The 15066-nt window shown below is 73.1% G+C and carries 17 protein-coding genes; 13 read left to right on the top strand and 4 right to left on the bottom strand.

The window, feature by feature from the left end:
* Window positions 1-9: 9 nt before the first annotated feature.
* The 4 genes from ABD223_RS40745 (at window position 10) to ABD223_RS40730 (ending at window position 5198) form a co-directional block, all read left to right on the top strand.
* Window positions 10-1230: a thiolase family protein gene (locus ABD223_RS40745; protein ID WP_344043207.1), complete on the top strand. Its 1221-nt coding sequence runs from the start codon at window positions 10-12 to the stop codon at window positions 1228-1230.
* Entirely contained in the window at window positions 1227-3338 is a 2112-nt protein-coding gene (locus tag ABD223_RS40740) for a 3-hydroxyacyl-CoA dehydrogenase NAD-binding domain-containing protein (protein ID WP_344043205.1), read from the top strand. Before ABD223_RS40745 ends, ABD223_RS40740 begins: the two co-directional genes overlap by 4 nt.
* A gap of 419 nt (window positions 3339-3757) precedes the next feature.
* Complete coding sequence (locus ABD223_RS40735) at window positions 3758-4153, top strand: hypothetical protein (protein WP_344043203.1); 396 nt, start codon at window positions 3758-3760, stop codon at window positions 4151-4153.
* A gap of 316 nt (window positions 4154-4469) precedes the next feature.
* On the top strand, window positions 4470-5198 hold the full coding sequence (locus ABD223_RS40730; protein WP_344043201.1) for a DUF72 domain-containing protein: 729 nt from the start codon (window positions 4470-4472) through the stop codon (window positions 5196-5198).
* Here ABD223_RS40730 and ABD223_RS40725 read toward each other — a convergent pair.
* Window positions 5191-5928 (bottom strand): arylamine N-acetyltransferase family protein, encoded by a 738-nt coding sequence (locus ABD223_RS40725; RefSeq protein ID WP_344043199.1) that lies wholly within the window; start codon window positions 5926-5928, stop codon window positions 5191-5193. The genes ABD223_RS40730 and ABD223_RS40725 overlap by 8 nt on opposite strands.
* A gap of 55 nt (window positions 5929-5983) precedes the next feature.
* On the opposite strand from ABD223_RS40725, the gene ABD223_RS40720 reads away from it, so the two are divergent.
* The 4 genes from ABD223_RS40720 (at window position 5984) to ABD223_RS40705 (ending at window position 8077) form a co-directional block, all read left to right on the top strand.
* On the top strand, window positions 5984-6808 hold the full coding sequence (locus tag ABD223_RS40720) for a DUF72 domain-containing protein (protein ID WP_344043197.1): 825 nt from the start codon (window positions 5984-5986) through the stop codon (window positions 6806-6808).
* Window positions 6801-7181 (top strand): HNH endonuclease, encoded by a 381-nt coding sequence (locus ABD223_RS40715; RefSeq protein ID WP_344043195.1) that lies wholly within the window; start codon window positions 6801-6803, stop codon window positions 7179-7181. Before ABD223_RS40720 ends, ABD223_RS40715 begins: the two co-directional genes overlap by 8 nt.
* Before the next feature lie 68 nt (window positions 7182-7249).
* Window positions 7250-7600: a peptidase inhibitor family I36 protein gene (locus ABD223_RS40710; RefSeq protein ID WP_344043193.1), complete on the top strand. Its 351-nt coding sequence runs from the start codon at window positions 7250-7252 to the stop codon at window positions 7598-7600.
* 141 nt (window positions 7601-7741) lie between these two features.
* Window positions 7742-8077 (top strand): hypothetical protein, encoded by a 336-nt coding sequence (locus ABD223_RS40705; protein ID WP_344043191.1) that lies wholly within the window; start codon window positions 7742-7744, stop codon window positions 8075-8077.
* Between the two features lie 72 nt (window positions 8078-8149).
* On the opposite strand, the gene ABD223_RS40700 is transcribed toward ABD223_RS40705, so the two are convergent.
* Complete coding sequence (locus tag ABD223_RS40700; protein WP_344043189.1) at window positions 8150-9427, bottom strand: PP2C family protein-serine/threonine phosphatase; 1278 nt, start codon at window positions 9425-9427, stop codon at window positions 8150-8152.
* Window positions 9428-9516: 89 nt separating this feature from the next.
* Between ABD223_RS40700 and ABD223_RS40695 the strand changes: the two genes are divergently transcribed.
* Complete coding sequence (locus ABD223_RS40695; protein WP_344043187.1) at window positions 9517-10152, top strand: hypothetical protein; 636 nt, start codon at window positions 9517-9519, stop codon at window positions 10150-10152.
* 226 nt (window positions 10153-10378) lie between these two features.
* Window positions 10379-11398 (top strand): ImmA/IrrE family metallo-endopeptidase, encoded by a 1020-nt coding sequence (locus ABD223_RS40690; RefSeq protein ID WP_344043186.1) that lies wholly within the window; start codon window positions 10379-10381, stop codon window positions 11396-11398.
* 68 nt (window positions 11399-11466) lie between these two features.
* On the opposite strand, the gene ABD223_RS40685 is transcribed toward ABD223_RS40690, so the two are convergent.
* On the bottom strand, window positions 11467-12267 hold the full coding sequence (locus ABD223_RS40685) for an NAD(P)H-binding protein (protein ID WP_344043185.1): 801 nt from the start codon (window positions 12265-12267) through the stop codon (window positions 11467-11469).
* A 71-nt stretch (window positions 12268-12338) separates the two neighbouring features.
* Here ABD223_RS40685 and ABD223_RS40680 point away from each other — a divergent pair, with 71 nt between their 5' ends.
* Both ABD223_RS40680 and ABD223_RS40675 read left to right on the top strand, forming a co-directional pair.
* On the top strand, window positions 12339-13250 hold the full coding sequence (locus ABD223_RS40680) for an AraC family transcriptional regulator (RefSeq protein WP_344043183.1): 912 nt from the start codon (window positions 12339-12341) through the stop codon (window positions 13248-13250).
* Window positions 13247-13660, top strand: coding sequence for a nucleotide pyrophosphohydrolase (locus tag ABD223_RS40675; RefSeq protein ID WP_344043181.1), 414 nt, complete (start codon window positions 13247-13249; stop codon window positions 13658-13660). The genes ABD223_RS40680 and ABD223_RS40675 overlap by 4 nt, the downstream gene beginning before the upstream one ends.
* A 9-nt stretch (window positions 13661-13669) precedes the next feature.
* Here the strand turns inward: ABD223_RS40675 and ABD223_RS40670 are convergent, their stop codons facing one another.
* Window positions 13670-13834: a hypothetical protein gene (locus ABD223_RS40670; RefSeq protein WP_344043179.1), complete on the bottom strand. Its 165-nt coding sequence runs from the start codon at window positions 13832-13834 to the stop codon at window positions 13670-13672.
* A gap of 153 nt (window positions 13835-13987) precedes the next feature.
* On the opposite strand from ABD223_RS40670, the gene ABD223_RS40665 reads away from it, so the two are divergent.
* Window positions 13988-14929, top strand: coding sequence for an NAD(P)/FAD-dependent oxidoreductase (locus ABD223_RS40665; protein WP_344043177.1), 942 nt, complete (start codon window positions 13988-13990; stop codon window positions 14927-14929).
* Window positions 14930-15066: the final 137 nt, after the last annotated feature.

Here is a 15066-nt window from a genome sequence, read left to right as displayed (position 1 = left end):
GGAGACGCCGTGGCCGCACCAGTAGCGCCGGCACGCGTTCGCAACGTGGTCTTCGTGGACGGGGTTCGCACGCCGTTCGGCAAGGCCGGCCCCAAGGGAATCTTCGCGGAGACCCGTGCCGACGACCTGGTCGTCAAGGTGATCCGCGAGCTGCTGCGGCGCCACCCCGAACTGCCCCCGGAGCGGGTCGACGAGGTGGCCATCGCGGCCACCACGCAGATCGGCGACCAGGGCCTGACCATCGGCCGCACCGCGGCGCTGCTCGCGGGCCTGCCGAAGTCCGTGCCCGGCTACGCGGTCGACCGCATGTGCGCGGGCGCCATGACCGCCGTGACCACCTCGGCCAGCGGCATCGCGTTCGGCGCTTACGACGTGGTGATCGCGGGCGGGGTCGAGCACATGGGCCGCCACCCGATGGGCGAGGGCGTCGACCCCAACCCGCGGTTCCTGTCCGACAAGATCGTCGACCCGTCGGCCCTGGTGATGGGCTCCACCGCGGAGAACCTGCACGACCGGTTCCCGGCCATCACCAAGCAGCGCGCCGACGCCTACGCCGCCGCCTCGCAGGCCAAGTACGCCGACGCGGTGAAGAACGGCAAGATCGGCCCCGAGCTGGTCCCGGTCGCCACCCGCTCCGCCGAGCACGGCTGGGGCCTGGCCACCGCCGACGAGCCGCCGCGCCCCGGCACCACGGTCGAGGACCTGGCCAAGCTCAAGACCCCGTTCCGCCCGCACGGCCGCGTCACCGCGGGCAACGCGGCGGGCCTGAACGACGGCGCGACCGGCTGCATCCTCGCCGAGGAGGAGACCGCGCGGGAGCTGGGCCTCCCGGTCGGGATGCGCCTGGTCGGCTACTCGTTCCTGGGCGTCGAACCCGAGGTCATGGGCGTCGGCCCGGTGCCCGCCACCGAGAAGGCCCTCAAGCGCGCCGGCCTGACCATCGACGACATCGGCCTGTTCGAGATCAACGAGGCGTTCGCCGTGCAGGTGCTCGCCTTCCTCGACCACTTCGGCATCACCGACGACGACCCGCGGGTCAACCAGTGGGGCGGCGCGATCGCCACCGGCCACCCGCTCGCCTCCTCCGGCGTGCGCCTGATGACGCAGCTGTCGCGGCAGTTCGCCGAGCGCCCGGACGTGCGCTACGGCATCACCACGATGTGCATCGGCATCGGCATGGGCGGCACCGTCATCTGGGAGAACCCGCACTGGAACGGGGAGAACAAGTGACCGCGTTGACCGCCGACGAGGCCAAGGCCCTGTTCCCCGACGAGGTCGTCACCACGGCCAGGACCCGGCTCGTGCCCGTGCCGGGCCTGACCGGCCAGGTCGCCCTCATCACCATCGACAACGGCCACGACCACACCAGGCCGTCCACGTTCGGCCCGCAGTCCCTGGTGAGCCTGGGGCAGGCGTTCGACGAGGCCGCCGCGGCGAAGCCGGTGGCCATCGCGGTGACGGGCAAACCTTTTGTGTTCGCCGTCGGCGCGGATCTGTCAGCCGTCGAGGGCGCGTCCGAGCGCTCGCAGGCGCTGGCGATCGGCGAGCTCGGGCACGAGGTGTTCCGCAAGTTCACCGAGTCGGACGTCCCGACCTTCGCCTTCGTCAACGGCGCGGTCATGGGCGGCGGCCTGGAGCTGGCGCTGTCGTGCCACTACCGGACCCTGGCGGCCAACGCGGCGGCCATCGCGCTGCCCGAGGTGTTCCTGGGCCTGTTCCCGGGCTGGGGCGGCACGCAGCTGCTGCCCAACCTGATCGGCGCGAACGACGCGGTCACCGTGATCTTCGAGAACGCGTTGAACCAGAACAAGATGCTCAAGCCCGCGCAGGCGCTGGAGCTGGGCATCGTCGACGTGCTGTTCGACTCCGCGGACTACCTGGAGCAGTCGCTGCTGTGGCTGGCCTCCGTGGTGCGCGGCGACGTCACGCCCGCGCGCCGGGAGATCGACCGCGGCGAGGGCTGGGACGCCGCCGTGGCGCGGGCCCGCGCCATCGTCGAGGGCCGCACCAAGGGCGCCGCGCCGGGCGCGCTGAAGGCCCTGGAGCTGCTGGAGCTGGCGCGCGAGAACGACCTCGACCGCGGCTACGCGGCCGAGTCCGAGGCGCTGGCCGACGTCGTCATGAGCGACGAGCTGCGGGCCGGGCTGTACTCGTTCAACCTGGTGCAGAAGCGGGCCAAGCGGCCCGCGGGCGCGCCGGACAAGTCGCTGGCGCGCAAGGTGACCAAGGTCGGCATCGTCGGCGCGGGCCTGATGGCCTCCCAGATGGCGCTGCTGTTCGCGCGGCGGCTGGAGGTGCCCGTCGTGCTGACGGACGTCGACCAGGCGCGCGTGGACAAGGGCGTCGGGTACGTGCACGGCGAGATCGACAAGCTGCTCGGCAAGAAGCGCGTGTCGCCGGACCAGGCCAACCGCCTCAAGGCGCTGGTGACCGGCTCGCTGGACAAGGCGGCGTTCGCCGACGCGGACTTCGTCATCGAGGCCGTGTTCGAGGACCTGGGCGTCAAGCAGCAGGTGTTCGCCGAGGTCGAGGAGCACGTCTCGGCCGAGGCGGTGCTGGCGACCAACACGTCGTCGCTGTCGATCACCGAGATGGCCGCGGGCCTGAAGCACCCCGAGCGGGTCGTCGGGTTCCACTTCTTCAACCCGGTGGCGGTCATGCCGCTGCTGGAGATCGTGCGCGCCGACCGGACCGACGACGCCACCCTGGCCACCGCGTTCGCGGTCGGCAAGCAGCTGAAGAAGTCGTCGGTGCTGGTCAAGGACGCGCCCGCGTTCGTGGTGAACCGGCTGCTGACCCGGTTCATGGGCGAGGTCGTCAAGTCCATCGACGAGGGCACGCCGTTCGAGGTGGCGGACAAGGCCACCGAGCCGCTGGGCCTGCCGATGTCCCCGCTGGTGCTGCTCCAGCTCGTCGGGCCGCCCGTGGCGCTGCACGTGGCCGAGACGATGCACCGCGCGTTCCCCGACCGCTTCGGCGTGTCGGAGAACATGAAGCGGTTCGTCGAGGCGGGCAAGGCCGCGGTGTGGCAGTGGGACGCGACGGGCAAGCAGACCGTCGACCCCGAGGTGCGGGAGCTGTGGCGGTCCGGCGACCACCCGGCGACCGGCGAGGAGGTCGCCTCCCGGGCGCTGGAGGCGATGGCCGAGGAGATCCGCGTCATGCTCGACGAGGGCGTGGTGGCCGAGGCGCAGGACATCGACCTGTGCATGATCCTCGGCGCGGGCTGGCCGTTCTGGCTGGGCGGCATCACCCCGTACCTGGACCGCGCGGGCATCTCGGAGAAGGTGACGGGCAAGCGTTTCCTGGCGCCGGGCGTCGCCTCCGTGCCGGTGTAGCGGCGAGTCCAGTCCAGTCCCGTCACCGAGCCCGGTCGCACGTCGCGGCCGGGCTCGGTGGCGTTGACGGCGGCTTCGGGACGCCCACCGCGCCCCGGGCGGCTTCCAGCGGCTGGGTGTCGGCGCGTCGCCGGGTACGGCGCGGTGAGCCAGACGTTCGACACCTTCCGGAAGCACTACCGGGTCCGCTTCGGGCTCGCCGGCAACCCTGGTGGCGCGCCGGAGCGTGACCGTGGAGGAGTGCGAGCAGCTGGTGCGCCCCTGACACCGGGTGTCCGCCCGCTGGTGCGTCCGGCTACAGCCGGGCGCGCAGTCGGGTGAAGCCGGCGCCGCACCGTTTACCAGCCCTGATGTTGGGTGGCATGAGCCCTCATCGCCTCAGGTCACGTGCCCGACGCCCGCACCCCGACCCCCTTCGGGTGGAGGAGCTGGTCACCTTCCTGCGCACCGACCGGAGGTGGCGCGACGAGGTGGCCCGGAGGCTGGTCGCCAAGCTCGACCAGCGGCTCGTGCGGTCGGTGCGGGCCTGCGGGTGCCGACCCATCGCGCACGTCGCCGAGCAGCTGGACAGCCAGGCGTGCGTGGACCTGGGGCCCGGCGCGCCCTACCAGCTGGCGAAGGCCGTGTACGGGCAGGTGCGGTTGCGGGGCGCGGCACGCTTGCGGCAGACCGCGCGCAGCCTGCGCGTGCTGGGCGTGTACCTGTGCGGCAGCGACCTCGCGGGCTGCCCGTGCACCGAGGCCCTGGCCCGGGACCCCCAGCAGGCGCGAGTGGACCGGGTGGTCACGGGCGCGCTGGACGGCGCCGGGTTCTGACGTGCCGGCCCCTGGGCGGACAAATCTCACCTGACAGATCGTGACAGCCGGATCCTGTCGGACAGATGTGGGCTGACAGATTTTGATTGCTGTCAGTTGTTAAGTCAGGGCTTCTTGTTGTGACCACCGCAATGAGTGCAGGTCTTCGACGTCGTGCTCGGCCCGTCCCGGGTCGCCCCGAGCAGCTCGCCTCACCCCGCATCCAGGATGACCGCCGCCATGAGCCGGGGCTTGGGGCGCGCAGGGTGTTCCGGGTGGGAGTCGCCCGGGTGAAAGGCACGTTTCACCAGGGCCGTTCCGGGGCACCTCGGTCAGCGTGGGCGCGATCAGGGTGGGCACGTCGGGCTGGCACTTCCCCGAGTGGCGCGGCGACTTCTACCCGCGCGGCCTGCCGCAGCGCACGGAGCTGGAGTTCCTGGCCAACCGGCTCGACAGCGTGGAGATCAACGGCACCTTCTACGGCCTGCGCAGGCCGACCGACTACAAGTCCTGGTTCGAGCGCGTGCCGGAGGACTTCGTGTTCGCGGTCAAGGGCCACCGCGAGGTGACCCACCACAAGCGCCTGGAGGACGTGGACCGGGACGTCGCCGAGTTCTACGCGTCCGGGGTGCTCGACCTGGGTTCGAAGCTGGGGCCGGTGCTGTGGCAGCTGCCGCCGACCCTGCCGTGGCGGGCCGAGCGGTTGGCCGCGTTCCTGGACCTGCTGCCCGGCCCGCCGGTGCGGCACGCGCTGGAGATCAGGCACCCGAGCTGGGACGACCCCGAGCTGGTCCGGATGCTGACCGAGCGCGGCGTCGCGCTGTGCGTGGCCGAGTCGGCGGGCCGGTTCCCGGAGCCGGCGGAGGTGACGGCGGACTTCGTGTACGTGCGGCTGCACGGCGACCGGGAGCTCTACACCAGCGCCTACACCGATGCGGCGCTGGACCGGTGGGCGGCGCGGGTGCGGGAGTGGGCGCGGGACCGCGACGTGTACGTGTACTTCGACAACACGATGCGCGGCGCCGCGCCGCACGACGCCCTGGCGTTGGTGGAACGGGTCAGCTGAGCCCCGGCACCCGGTCCAGCCCGATGCCGAAGTGCTCGGCGTAGGCGGCGAGCAGGGCCTCGTCGTCCAGTTGCTCGACGTGCTTGCCGGCGGCGTCGGTGGTGATCAGCTCGTGGTCGGCGATGGTGACGCGGCCGGTGGGCGTGGGCCGCGAGCACGTCGTGCCGCGCCGGAACGGCGAGCCGGGCCAGGTCTGCTGGTACCAGCAGGCCGGCCGGAACTCCGCCAGCTCGCGGGGCCGCAGCTCCAGCCGGTACCGGACCTCGCCGTCGAACAGCACGTCCACGTCGCCCTCCGGCGCGTCGACCAGCCGGAACACCCCGGCCGGGTCGTGCTGGTCCTCCCGGCTGCGCAGGTCGAGGGGCCGCAGGAAGAACCGCCCGAAGCCGACGTCGACGAGCAGGTCGCCGACGCGGAGGGCCATGTGGTTGAACGGCGGGCCGTAGGCGCCGTCGGCGAACACCTTGGCGGCCAGCGGTTCGACGTCGTGGCCGAGAGCCCTGAGCAGGGCGGCGAACGCGCCGTTGAGCTCGTAGCAGAACCCGCCCCGGCGGCGGTGGACGATCTTGTCGACCAGCCGGTCCTCGTCGAGGACGATCTCCTCGCCGAGGTGGATGTCCAGGTTCTCGAAGGGCACGGCGCGGAGGTGCCGCTCGTGCAGTTCGGCGACGGTGGCGGTGCGCGTGGCCCCGATCCGGTCGAGATAGGTGTCGATCTTGCGGTCGTCCATGGGGGGAACCTCCACCATCGAGTGCGGTGGAGGTCAAGCGGGGTACCCGTGCGCCATGGCCGGAGAGGTGCGGATCGGGACATCGGGGTGGGTGTACCCCTACTGGCGGCGCGGCGCGTTCTACCCGGAGGGCCTCGTGCAGCGGCGGGAGCTGGAACACCTCTCGCGCCGGATGGGGTCGGTCGAGCTGAACGGCTCGTTCTACTCGTTGCAGCGGCCGTCGAGCTACCGGGCGTGGGCGGCGCAGACACCGGGCGACTTCGTGTTCGCGGTCAAGGGCGGGCGCTTCATCACGCACCTCAAGCAGTTGCGCGACGTGGAGGTGCCGCTGGCGAACTTCTTCGCGTCCGGCGTCCTGGCCCTGGAGGGGAAGCTGGGCCCCTTCCTGTGGCAGCTGCCGCCGAGGCTCGCCTACGACCCCGAGCGCCTGGCCACGTTCTTCGACCTGCTCCCCCGCACCACCGAGGAGGCCGCCAAGCTGGCCGGGCACCACGACGAGCGCCTGCCGGAGGAGCGGACGTGGACCACCACCGACGCCGACCGCCCGCTGCGGCACGCGCTGGAGGTCCGGCACCCGACGTTCCTGGACCCGGGGTTCCCGGACCTGCTCCGCGCCCACGGCATCGGCCTGGTGGTGTCCCACTCGGCGGGCACGTACCCGTACCTGGAGGACGTGACGGCCGACTTCGCCTACCTGCGCCTGCACGGCAACCAGTCGCTCTACCACGGCAGCTACACCGACGCGGAGCTCGACGGGTGGGCGGACCGGGTGCGCGCGTGGTCGGCGGACCACGACGTGTACGCGTACTTCGACAACGACACGGACGCGGCGGCCCCGCACGACGCCGTCCGGCTCGCCGCGCGCCTGGCCCATGGCTGACCTGCTCCCGGACCGCGCCACCCGCCTGGCGCTGGCCACCGCCCGCGACGGCGGCGACTGCACGTGGTGCCGCCGCCCGTTCGACGACCGGGTCACCCCCACCACGGACCACCTGGTCCCGAGGGTCAAGGGCGGCCCGTCGTGGCTGGAGAACGAGGTGGCGGCCTGCCGGCGCTGCAACCGCGAGCGGGGCCACCTGTCCCCGTCGGACTGGCTGGCCGAGTGCGAGCGGCGCGGCTGGCGCCCGGACGCCGACCGGGTGGTCAAGGTCCTGACCGCGCTGGCCGGGGCGATCGCCACCAGGGGCGGCCAACGCCGGGCGCGGCCCTACCTGGAGGGGCAACTGCGCAGGTTGAAGCGCCGTGCGGCCTGAACGACACGTACCGGTGAACGAGGGGCCAAGATCGCGACAAGACGGCCCGGCTTGTGGAACCTGGTGCCATGAAGACGATCACAGCCCTCATCGCCACCACCCTCCTGACCAGCGGCACCGCTTCCGCCACCCAGGCCGCCCCCGAGTGCGACCGGGGCGAGTTCTGCGCGTGGTCGGGCGCCGACTACCAGGGCCAGGCGCACCGACTGGACCTGGAAACGGCCAACCCGGGCGAGTGCATACCCCTGCCCGGCGGTTTCGTGGCCAGGTCGTTCGTCAACCTCCTGACCCGGGACACGTCGGTGTACCAGGGGGTCACCTGCTCGACGGAGGCGGAGTTCACGACCTACCCGGGCAAGGGCACTTACGTGCCGGATGCGCCGTTCGTGATCCGAGCCGTCCAGGTGTGGGAGGCGTGATGACACCGCCCTGACGGAGGTGGGGCGGGTGCTGCCCGGTGCTCGCCCCACCCCCTCCGGCAGGGCGCGGTTCTGGGGCGCCACCCCGCGTCACGACAAGGCCCTGGCCGACTCATCGGGGCGCGGACGCGGGTCGTCCCGGTGGAACGGGCGCACGTGGACGTGGTCTGGCGCGAGATCGCCGCGCGGAAAGTCGCGCACGAGCGGGTTGAGGCCCAACTCGTCGGCCGGTACCGGGTTTTCCGCTCCGACGTCGAGATGACCAGTTTCGTCACCCCCACCGGCGAGCGGGCCGACCTGTACTACCGCGACGGCTCGGAAACCGCGGTGATCGAGGCCAAGAGCCTGTCCACGCACGGCAAGGTCCGCGAATCGGTCGCCTGCTGCGCCTACCGCAGCGCCGACGACCTGTTCGAGACCGAGGAAGCGCCGGACGAACGGCGTCGCCACATGCACCCGGTGTGGCACGGGCGCTGAACCCGGCACGCGGAGCTTCCGCGCTCCGGGCGGAGGGGGCGGAAACCTCCGTCCCACCACCGAGGACGACCGTCACCCCCGGCGCGGCACGCCCACCGCCAGCACCGCCGTGTCGTCTTCGACGCCCTCGCCGAGTTCCGCGAGCAGGCCCTCGATCGCCTCCACGGCCCCCGCCGCCGTGGTGGGGGCGATGCCGGCCGCGAACTCCAGCAGCGCCTCCTCCTCGTACCGGGTGCCCGGCCCGGTCCTGGCCTCGGTGATGCCGTCCGAGTACAGGACGAACGTGTCGCCCTCGGACAGGCGCACGTCGACGCCCGCCATCACCGCGTCGGGCAGGGCGCCGACCAGTTGGCCGCCCGGCACCTCCACGTACCGGGCGGTGCCGTCGGCCCGCAGGAGCAGGCCGGGCGGGTGGCCGCCGGCCGCCAGGGCCAGGTCGCAGCCCTGACCGTCGGTGGCCAGGACGCCGAAGGTGACCGTGCAGAAGCGGGACACGCCTTCGTCCTGCTCCTGGTTGAGCACGGTGTTGAGGTTGTTCAGCACGGCGACCGGGTCGGGGTCGTACACGGCCGCCGACCGCAGGGCGTAGCGGGTCAGCGACGTCACCGCCGCCGCCTTCGCGCCCTTGCCGCACACGTCGCCCAGGAACAGGCCCCACCTGCCGTCCGCGAGGGGGAACACGTCGTAGAAGTCGCCGCCCACCTGGTACGGCGACGCGTGGTGGTAGTGGGCGGCCAGCTCGATGCCCGGGATGTCCGGCAGCCTCGGCGGCAGCAGGGTGCGCTGGAGGGTCGTCGCGAGCTGCCGGACCTCGTCGCGCTCGTCCTCGGCCTGCCGCCGGGCCCGCAGCAGCTCCCGCTCGTAGGACCGGCGGTCACCGGCGTCGAAGACCGTGGTGCGGATCAGCAGCGGCTGCCCGTCGGGGCTCGACTTGACCACCGAGTTCACCAGGACCGGCAGCCGCGTGCCGTCGGCGGCGACCATCTCCAGCGCCACGCCGCGCACCTCGCCCCCCATCCTCAGCAGCGGCGCGAGGTGCGTCTCGTGGTAGAGCCTGCCGCCGACGTTGAGCAGGTCCGCGAACCGCCGCCCCACCAGCTCACCCCGCTCGTAGTCGAGCCAGCGCAGCAGGGTGCCGTTCACCTTCGCGATCCGCCCGTCGAGCATCGTGGACAGGTAGCCGCACGGCGCGTTGTCGTAGAGGTCTTCCGCGTCGCCCTCCAACAGCGCCGAGAAAGTCGCGTGGTCGCGCTCCGGGTGGTCCCCGGCGCTGCGGGTCGCGCCACGACCGCCGCGGCGCCCTTGCGACGCGTGACGAGGGCCGCGACCGTCCCTGCCGCTCGCGTCCATGACCCCATCCTGTCACCCGGGCCGCAGATCGGCGGGTCCGCGAACCCGCCAACCCGGAATTGTCGGTGGTCGCGGTTACCGTGCGGGTCATGCAGATGTCGAACGCCGCCGAGCTGACCGCGGACCACCACGCGCGGCTCGCCGAACTCGGCCTGCGCGTCGACCACCTGGACGAGGCGATCTGGGCGGGCGTGGACGCGCGGGCCTCCGCGCCTCCCCTCGGGCCGACCAACGGCGCCGGGCTGCTCGACTGGATCCACCGCGTCGGCAAGCTGCGGGAGATCCTCGTCAACGAGGGCTGGACCAGGGTCGACAAGTGGAACGCGGGCCTCGTCCAGCACCCGACCGCACCGGTCGTGCTCGGCACCCTCCAGGGCAACCGCCACACCGGCACGGCCGGCGCGCCGCTGCGCAGCGACTACGCCAAGGGCCCGGCGATCGCGGCGATGATGCGCGGCAACGACCGCGACCAGTTCACGCTGTTCGACTCGCTGCACACCCACGAGCAGAAGCTGTGGTTCCTGGTCACCTACCCGCACCAGGTGGGCGACCGGCTGGTCGTGCTCCGCGAGGTCGCCCAGCCCGAACCGACCCCGCAGGGCCAGGTCGTCGACCGCTGGGCCAGCCGGATCACGCTGCCGCCGCTGGTCTTCGGGCCGCTGCCGACGCCGCGGGGCGCCGACGCGCCGGACGACGTGGAGGTGACCGTGACGTTGAAGCGGTAGGTGGGGCCGCCGTCTCGCTGGAGCGCCAAGCGGAGGCTGCCGCTTTGCTGGAGCGCCAGGCGGAGGCTGCCGCCTGACTGGGGCGACAGGCGGGGCCGCCACCTCGCTGGAGCACCAGGCCGAGGTCGCCGCCCGGCTGGAGCGACAGGCCGAGGTCGGCGCCACGCCGGGGCGACGGGCGCAGGTGACCGTCGCGCCGGAGCGGTAGTGCGAGAATGGCGCGATCATGTTCACGCCGTCGCGCCTCGCCCTCGCCCGCACCCGGCGCGGTCTCACCGCGGTGGAACTGGCGCACAAGGCCGGCACGAGCCCGGCGAGCATCGGCGACTACGAGCGCGGCCGCCGCCGACCCCGACCCGCGACCACCGCCAGGCTGGCCGCCGCCCTCGGCTTCCCGCCCGCCTTCCTGGAAGCCGGGGACGTGCCCGAGGTCGAGGTCGCGTTCAGCAGGCCCGCGGCGCGGCGGCAGCGGGACGCGGCCACCGGCGCGGCCCGCCTGGCCATCGGCTTCGCCGGCTGGCTGGCCGGCGCGTTCACCCTGCCCGAGGCGGACGTGCCGACGTGGGAGCAGCCCGACCCGGAGACCGCGGCCGGGATGCTGCGCGCCCGCTGGGGCCTGCCCCACCGCCCTGCGCCGAACATGGTCCACCTGCTGGAGGCGCACGGGGTGCGGGTGTTCTCGCTGCCACCGGACTGCGCCGCGGCGGGCCCGTTCTCCTGCCGCCACGACGGCACGCCCTACGTCTTCCTCGACCCGACCACCGCGCCCGCCCGGACCCGCGTCGACACCGCTCGCGAGCTGGGCAGGCTCGTCGGGGTCGACGACGTGGACGCGTTCGCGACCGCTTTCCTGCTGCCCCGCGCCGGCGTCCTGGCCTCGGTGCCCAGGGGCGCGCTCACCGAGCAGGTCGTCGCGCACGCCGCCACCTGGCACGTCGACCCCCTCACCCTCGCCCACCGCCTGCGCGACCTGGGACTGCTGAGCCCCGCCCAGTACGCGGCGGTGTGCCGGCAGCTGGCCCGCCGGCCGGGTGACGGGGACCGCCGCGAGACGTCCCAGCTGCTGGCCAAGGTCTTCCGGGCCCTGCGCGAGCAGGGCACCACGCCGCACCGGGTGGCGCGTGACCTGCTGTTGGACGTGGAGGAGCTGAACGGGCTGGTGTTCGGGCTCGTCCTGACCGCCCTGCCCGGGCAGGGCGACCGCGCCGAGCTGCCGAGGCCGCGCCTCGCCCTCGTCCGGGACTAGCCCCTCGTCCGGGACCGGATCTCGTCGAGGACTGGCCGGGGCCGGCCCGACGAGGAGCACCCGCCGGCTCAGGCCCAGGCCGCGGACGCGCCCTTGACGTAGTCGGCGAACGACCGCCCGTCGTGGCCCAGCACCGCGGGCACCCCGTCGGACAGGTGCGCGTCGTGCCCGTCGCGGATCGCGACCAACGACTCGGTCAGCACCTCGGCGTAAGCGGGCGCGATACCGCCGTCGACCAGCATCGCGGTGAACGCCGCCGGCGGCACGTCGACCAGCCGCAGCTCGCGACCCGACGCCTCCCCGATCTGCCGCAGCACCGACGAGAACGTCAGCGCCTCCGGTCCCGACAGCTCGTAAACCACGCCCGCGTGCCCGTCCTGCGTCAGCGCCGCCACCGCCACGTCCGCGATGTCCTGCGCGTCGATGAACGGGTGCGCGCCGTCGCCGCCCGCGGGCAGCACGACCTCGCCCCCCAGCACCTGCGCCAGGAAGAAGTCCTCGCTGAAGTTGTTCGAGAACCACGTCGGCCGCAGCACCGTCCAGTCCACACCGGACTCCCGCACGGCCCGCTCCCGCCCGTCGTCCTCCGGGATGCCCCGCGCCGACAGCGCCACGAACCGCCGCACGCCCGCCGCCACCGCGCGCGGCACGAACGCGGCCACCTCGGCGTCGTCCAGCGTCAGCGCCGGCGGCACCAGGTACACGGCGGTGGCACCCGCCAGCGCGGGCTCCCACGTGGTGTCGTCGAACCAGTCGAAGCGGACCTCCGAGTTGCGCGAGGCGGGGCGGTGGTCGACGCCGAGCGCGTCGAGGGCCGCGGTGACGCGGCGGCCGGTCTTGCCGGTGGCTCCGATAACCAGGATCGTCATGCGCCCAGCCAATCAACCACGGGCGTCGGCGGACATGGCTCAAAGTCGACGAACCATGTTCAATCGTCTACGTGGACGCTCTCACCGACCTGCTGCGCGGCGTGCACGCCCACGGCGCCCTGGTGTGCCGCTCGTTCGCCTCGCCGCCGTGGTCGCTGGAGTACGCGGCCACCGCGCCGCTGACCCTCGTCGCCGCCACCCGCGGCGACACGTGGCTGCTCGCCGAGGACGGCGCCCGGCTCCTCATGCGACCGGGCGACATCGGCCTGGCCCGCGGCCCGCAGCGGTTCGTGCTGGCCGACGACCCCGGCCTGGCACCGCAGATCTCGGTCGGCGAACCCGACTGCGAGCGCTGGCGGATCGGCACCCGCACCTACGGGTTCGGGTCCGACGACGACGCCGCGGTGATCACCGGCAGCTACGAGGTCGAGGGCAGCGTCTCCGACCGCCTCCTCAACGCCCTGCCGAACGCGTTCGTGGTGCCGTGCGAGGGCGGGCCGTGCCCGGCGCTGGACCTGCTGGCCGCCGAGGTCGCCAAGGACCGGCCGGGCCAGGACATCGTGCTCGACCGGCTGCTCGACGTGCTGCTGGTGTTCGCGCTGCGCGAGTGGTTCGACCGCCCCGAGGCGAACGCGCCCACCTGGTACCGGGCGCTGGGCGACGACGTCGTGGGACCGGCGCTGAGGGCGCTGCACGACGCCCCCGAGCGCGCGTGGACCGTCGCGGAGCTCGCCGCGCGCGCCACGGTGTCACGGGCGGCGCTGGCCCGGCGGTTCACCGCGCTGGTCGGCGTGCCGCCGCTGACCTACCTCACCGAGTGGCGCATGGACCTCGCCGCCGACCTGCTGACCAGACCCGGCGCCACGGTCGCCTCGGTGGCCCGCGCGGTCGGCTACGCCGACGGGTTCGCGTTCAGCACCGCGTTCAAGCGGGTGCGCGGCGTGCGGCCCAGCGACCACCGTGTGGTAGCTCTGCGGGCATGAACAACACTGCGGGCGCGGGCGACTCCGCCGGTGCGGACGACTCCGCCGGCAAGACCGGCAAGAACGGCCTGGAAGACCTGCGGGACACCCTGCGCCGGTTCGCCGCCGCCCGGGACTGGGACCGGTACCACACGCCGAAGAACCTCGTGATGGCGTTGTCCGGGGAAGTCGGTGAGCTGACGGACCTCTTCCAGTGGCTCACCCCCGAGGAGGCCGCCCGCGCCATGGAGGACCCCGAGCTGGCCTGGAACGTGCGTGACGAGCTGGCCGACGTCGTGCACTACCTCGTGCGGCTGGCCGACAAGCTCGACGTGGACCTGGTCGAGGCCGCGTTCGCCAAGGTCGAGCGCAACGAGCGCCGCTTCCCCACCGGCTCCCTCGAACCGGTCTCCCTTGATCCGGTGGAGTGAACCGGTCGGTCACGCGTAGGTGAGCAGGAGCAGGACCAGCGCGGTGAACAGCACCAGGGCGAGCGCCGCGGGCGCCCACATCCGCGACAGGGAAGCACGACCGGGACGCGCGTGCCTGCCCCGCCTGCTGCTCCGGTTGCTCCTGCTGCCTCGTACGCGCGATCGCCACGGCACTGGAAGACCTCCCCGCCCACGGATCAGCGCTCGTGCGGCTACGGTAAGGACGGATCCGGCGCGGGAATGCTCCGTCACCCGCACGCCTCGGGCGCATCGCCCGATCAGCGGTCCTGCTCACCGGAACGTGACGTCTTGCCAGGAGGACCGGCCGTGCGGGTAGTGGTGGTGGGCGCGGGGATCGCGGGCGTGGCGTGCGCGCGGGTGCTGGTCGACGCGGGAGCGGAGGTCAGCGTCGTCGAACGCGCCCACGTCGTCGGCGGCCGGATGGCGACCAAGCGCTACGACGGGCGGCGATCAGACATCGGAGCCGGGTACTTCACCGTGTCGGACCCCCGGTTCGCCGCCGTCGCGGAGCGGTGGAGGCGAGCCGGCCTCGCCCGCGAGTGGACGGACACCTTCGCCGTGCACTCCGCCGACGGCTCCTCGTGGACCACGGGCCCCGTGCGGTGGGCGGCGGAGGGCGGGCTGCGGTCCCTGGTCGAGGACCTCGCTTCCGACCTGGCCGTGACGACCTCCAGCCCGGTCGAGTGGGTCGAACCCGGACCGCGCGTGGACGGCTCCGCGGTCGACGCCGTCGTCCTCGCCATGCCCGGCCCCCAGGCGCTGCGACTGCTCGACCCGAACCTGCGCGAGGCCCGGAGCGCGGCCGGTCGGCAGGCGTGGCTGCCGTCGTTGACCGCCACGCTGGTGTATGAGGAGCGGACCTGGCCGGACTTCCGCGGCGCCTTCGTCAACGACCACCCGGTCCTGACCACCCTGTTCGACGACGGCAGCCGGCGCGGCGACAACGCGCCCGTGCTCGTCGCGCACACCGGTGACGCCTTCGCCGAGCAGTACGTGGCCGACGCCCTGGCCGCCGGTGACGAGATCGAGTCGGCCGTGCGGAACCTGCTGGAGCTGCCGGGAGCCGCTGTGCGGGTCCACGTGCGCCGGTGGACGTTCGCCCGCCCCAGCGAAGCAGGGGACGCGCCGTTCCACCTCGGGGACGAGATGGTCGGCATCGCCGGAGATGCCTGGGGGTCCCCGAGGGTCCAGACCGCGTGGCTCTCGGGCACCGCGCTGGGTGACGCCATCGTTGCCCGGCTGTCGTGAACGCCGGTTGTTCTGAACGGCCTGGTACAGCCGGTTGTCCTGAACGCAAAAAGCCCTCAGGGGCACCCGGCTCGCGGGTGCCCCTGAGGGAAAGAATGTTCGGCGGCGTCCTACTCTCCCACACCCTCACGAGTGCA

It is taken from the genome of Saccharothrix xinjiangensis (genome assembly GCF_039527585.1).
In the GTDB taxonomy this organism is placed as follows: domain Bacteria; phylum Actinomycetota; class Actinomycetes; order Mycobacteriales; family Pseudonocardiaceae; genus Actinosynnema; species Actinosynnema xinjiangensis.
This window is presented reverse-complemented; position numbering and strand designations above follow the sequence as displayed.

What these genes read in the sequence shown, in the direction of transcription:
- ABD223_RS40725 (WP_344043199.1), bottom strand. Translation starts at nt 5,928, where the DNA reads ATGGACGACCGCAAGATCGACACCTATCTCGACCGGATCGGGGCCACG.
- ABD223_RS40720 (WP_344043197.1), top strand. Translation starts at nt 5,984, where the DNA reads ATGGCCGGAGAGGTGCGGATCGGGACATCGGGGTGGGTGTACCCCTAC.
- ABD223_RS40715 (WP_344043195.1), top strand. Translation starts at nt 6,801, where the DNA reads ATGGCTGACCTGCTCCCGGACCGCGCCACCCGCCTGGCGCTGGCCACC.
- ABD223_RS40710 (WP_344043193.1), top strand. Translation starts at nt 7,250, where the DNA reads ATGAAGACGATCACAGCCCTCATCGCCACCACCCTCCTGACCAGCGGC.
- ABD223_RS40700 (WP_344043189.1), bottom strand. Translation starts at nt 9,427, where the DNA reads ATGGACGCGAGCGGCAGGGACGGTCGCGGCCCTCGTCACGCGTCGCAA.
- ABD223_RS40695 (WP_344043187.1), top strand. Translation starts at nt 9,517, where the DNA reads ATGCAGATGTCGAACGCCGCCGAGCTGACCGCGGACCACCACGCGCGG.
- ABD223_RS40690 (WP_344043186.1), top strand. Translation starts at nt 10,379, where the DNA reads ATGTTCACGCCGTCGCGCCTCGCCCTCGCCCGCACCCGGCGCGGTCTC.
- ABD223_RS40685 (WP_344043185.1), bottom strand. Translation starts at nt 12,267, where the DNA reads ATGACGATCCTGGTTATCGGAGCCACCGGCAAGACCGGCCGCCGCGTC.
- ABD223_RS40675 (WP_344043181.1), top strand. Translation starts at nt 13,247, where the DNA reads ATGAACAACACTGCGGGCGCGGGCGACTCCGCCGGTGCGGACGACTCC.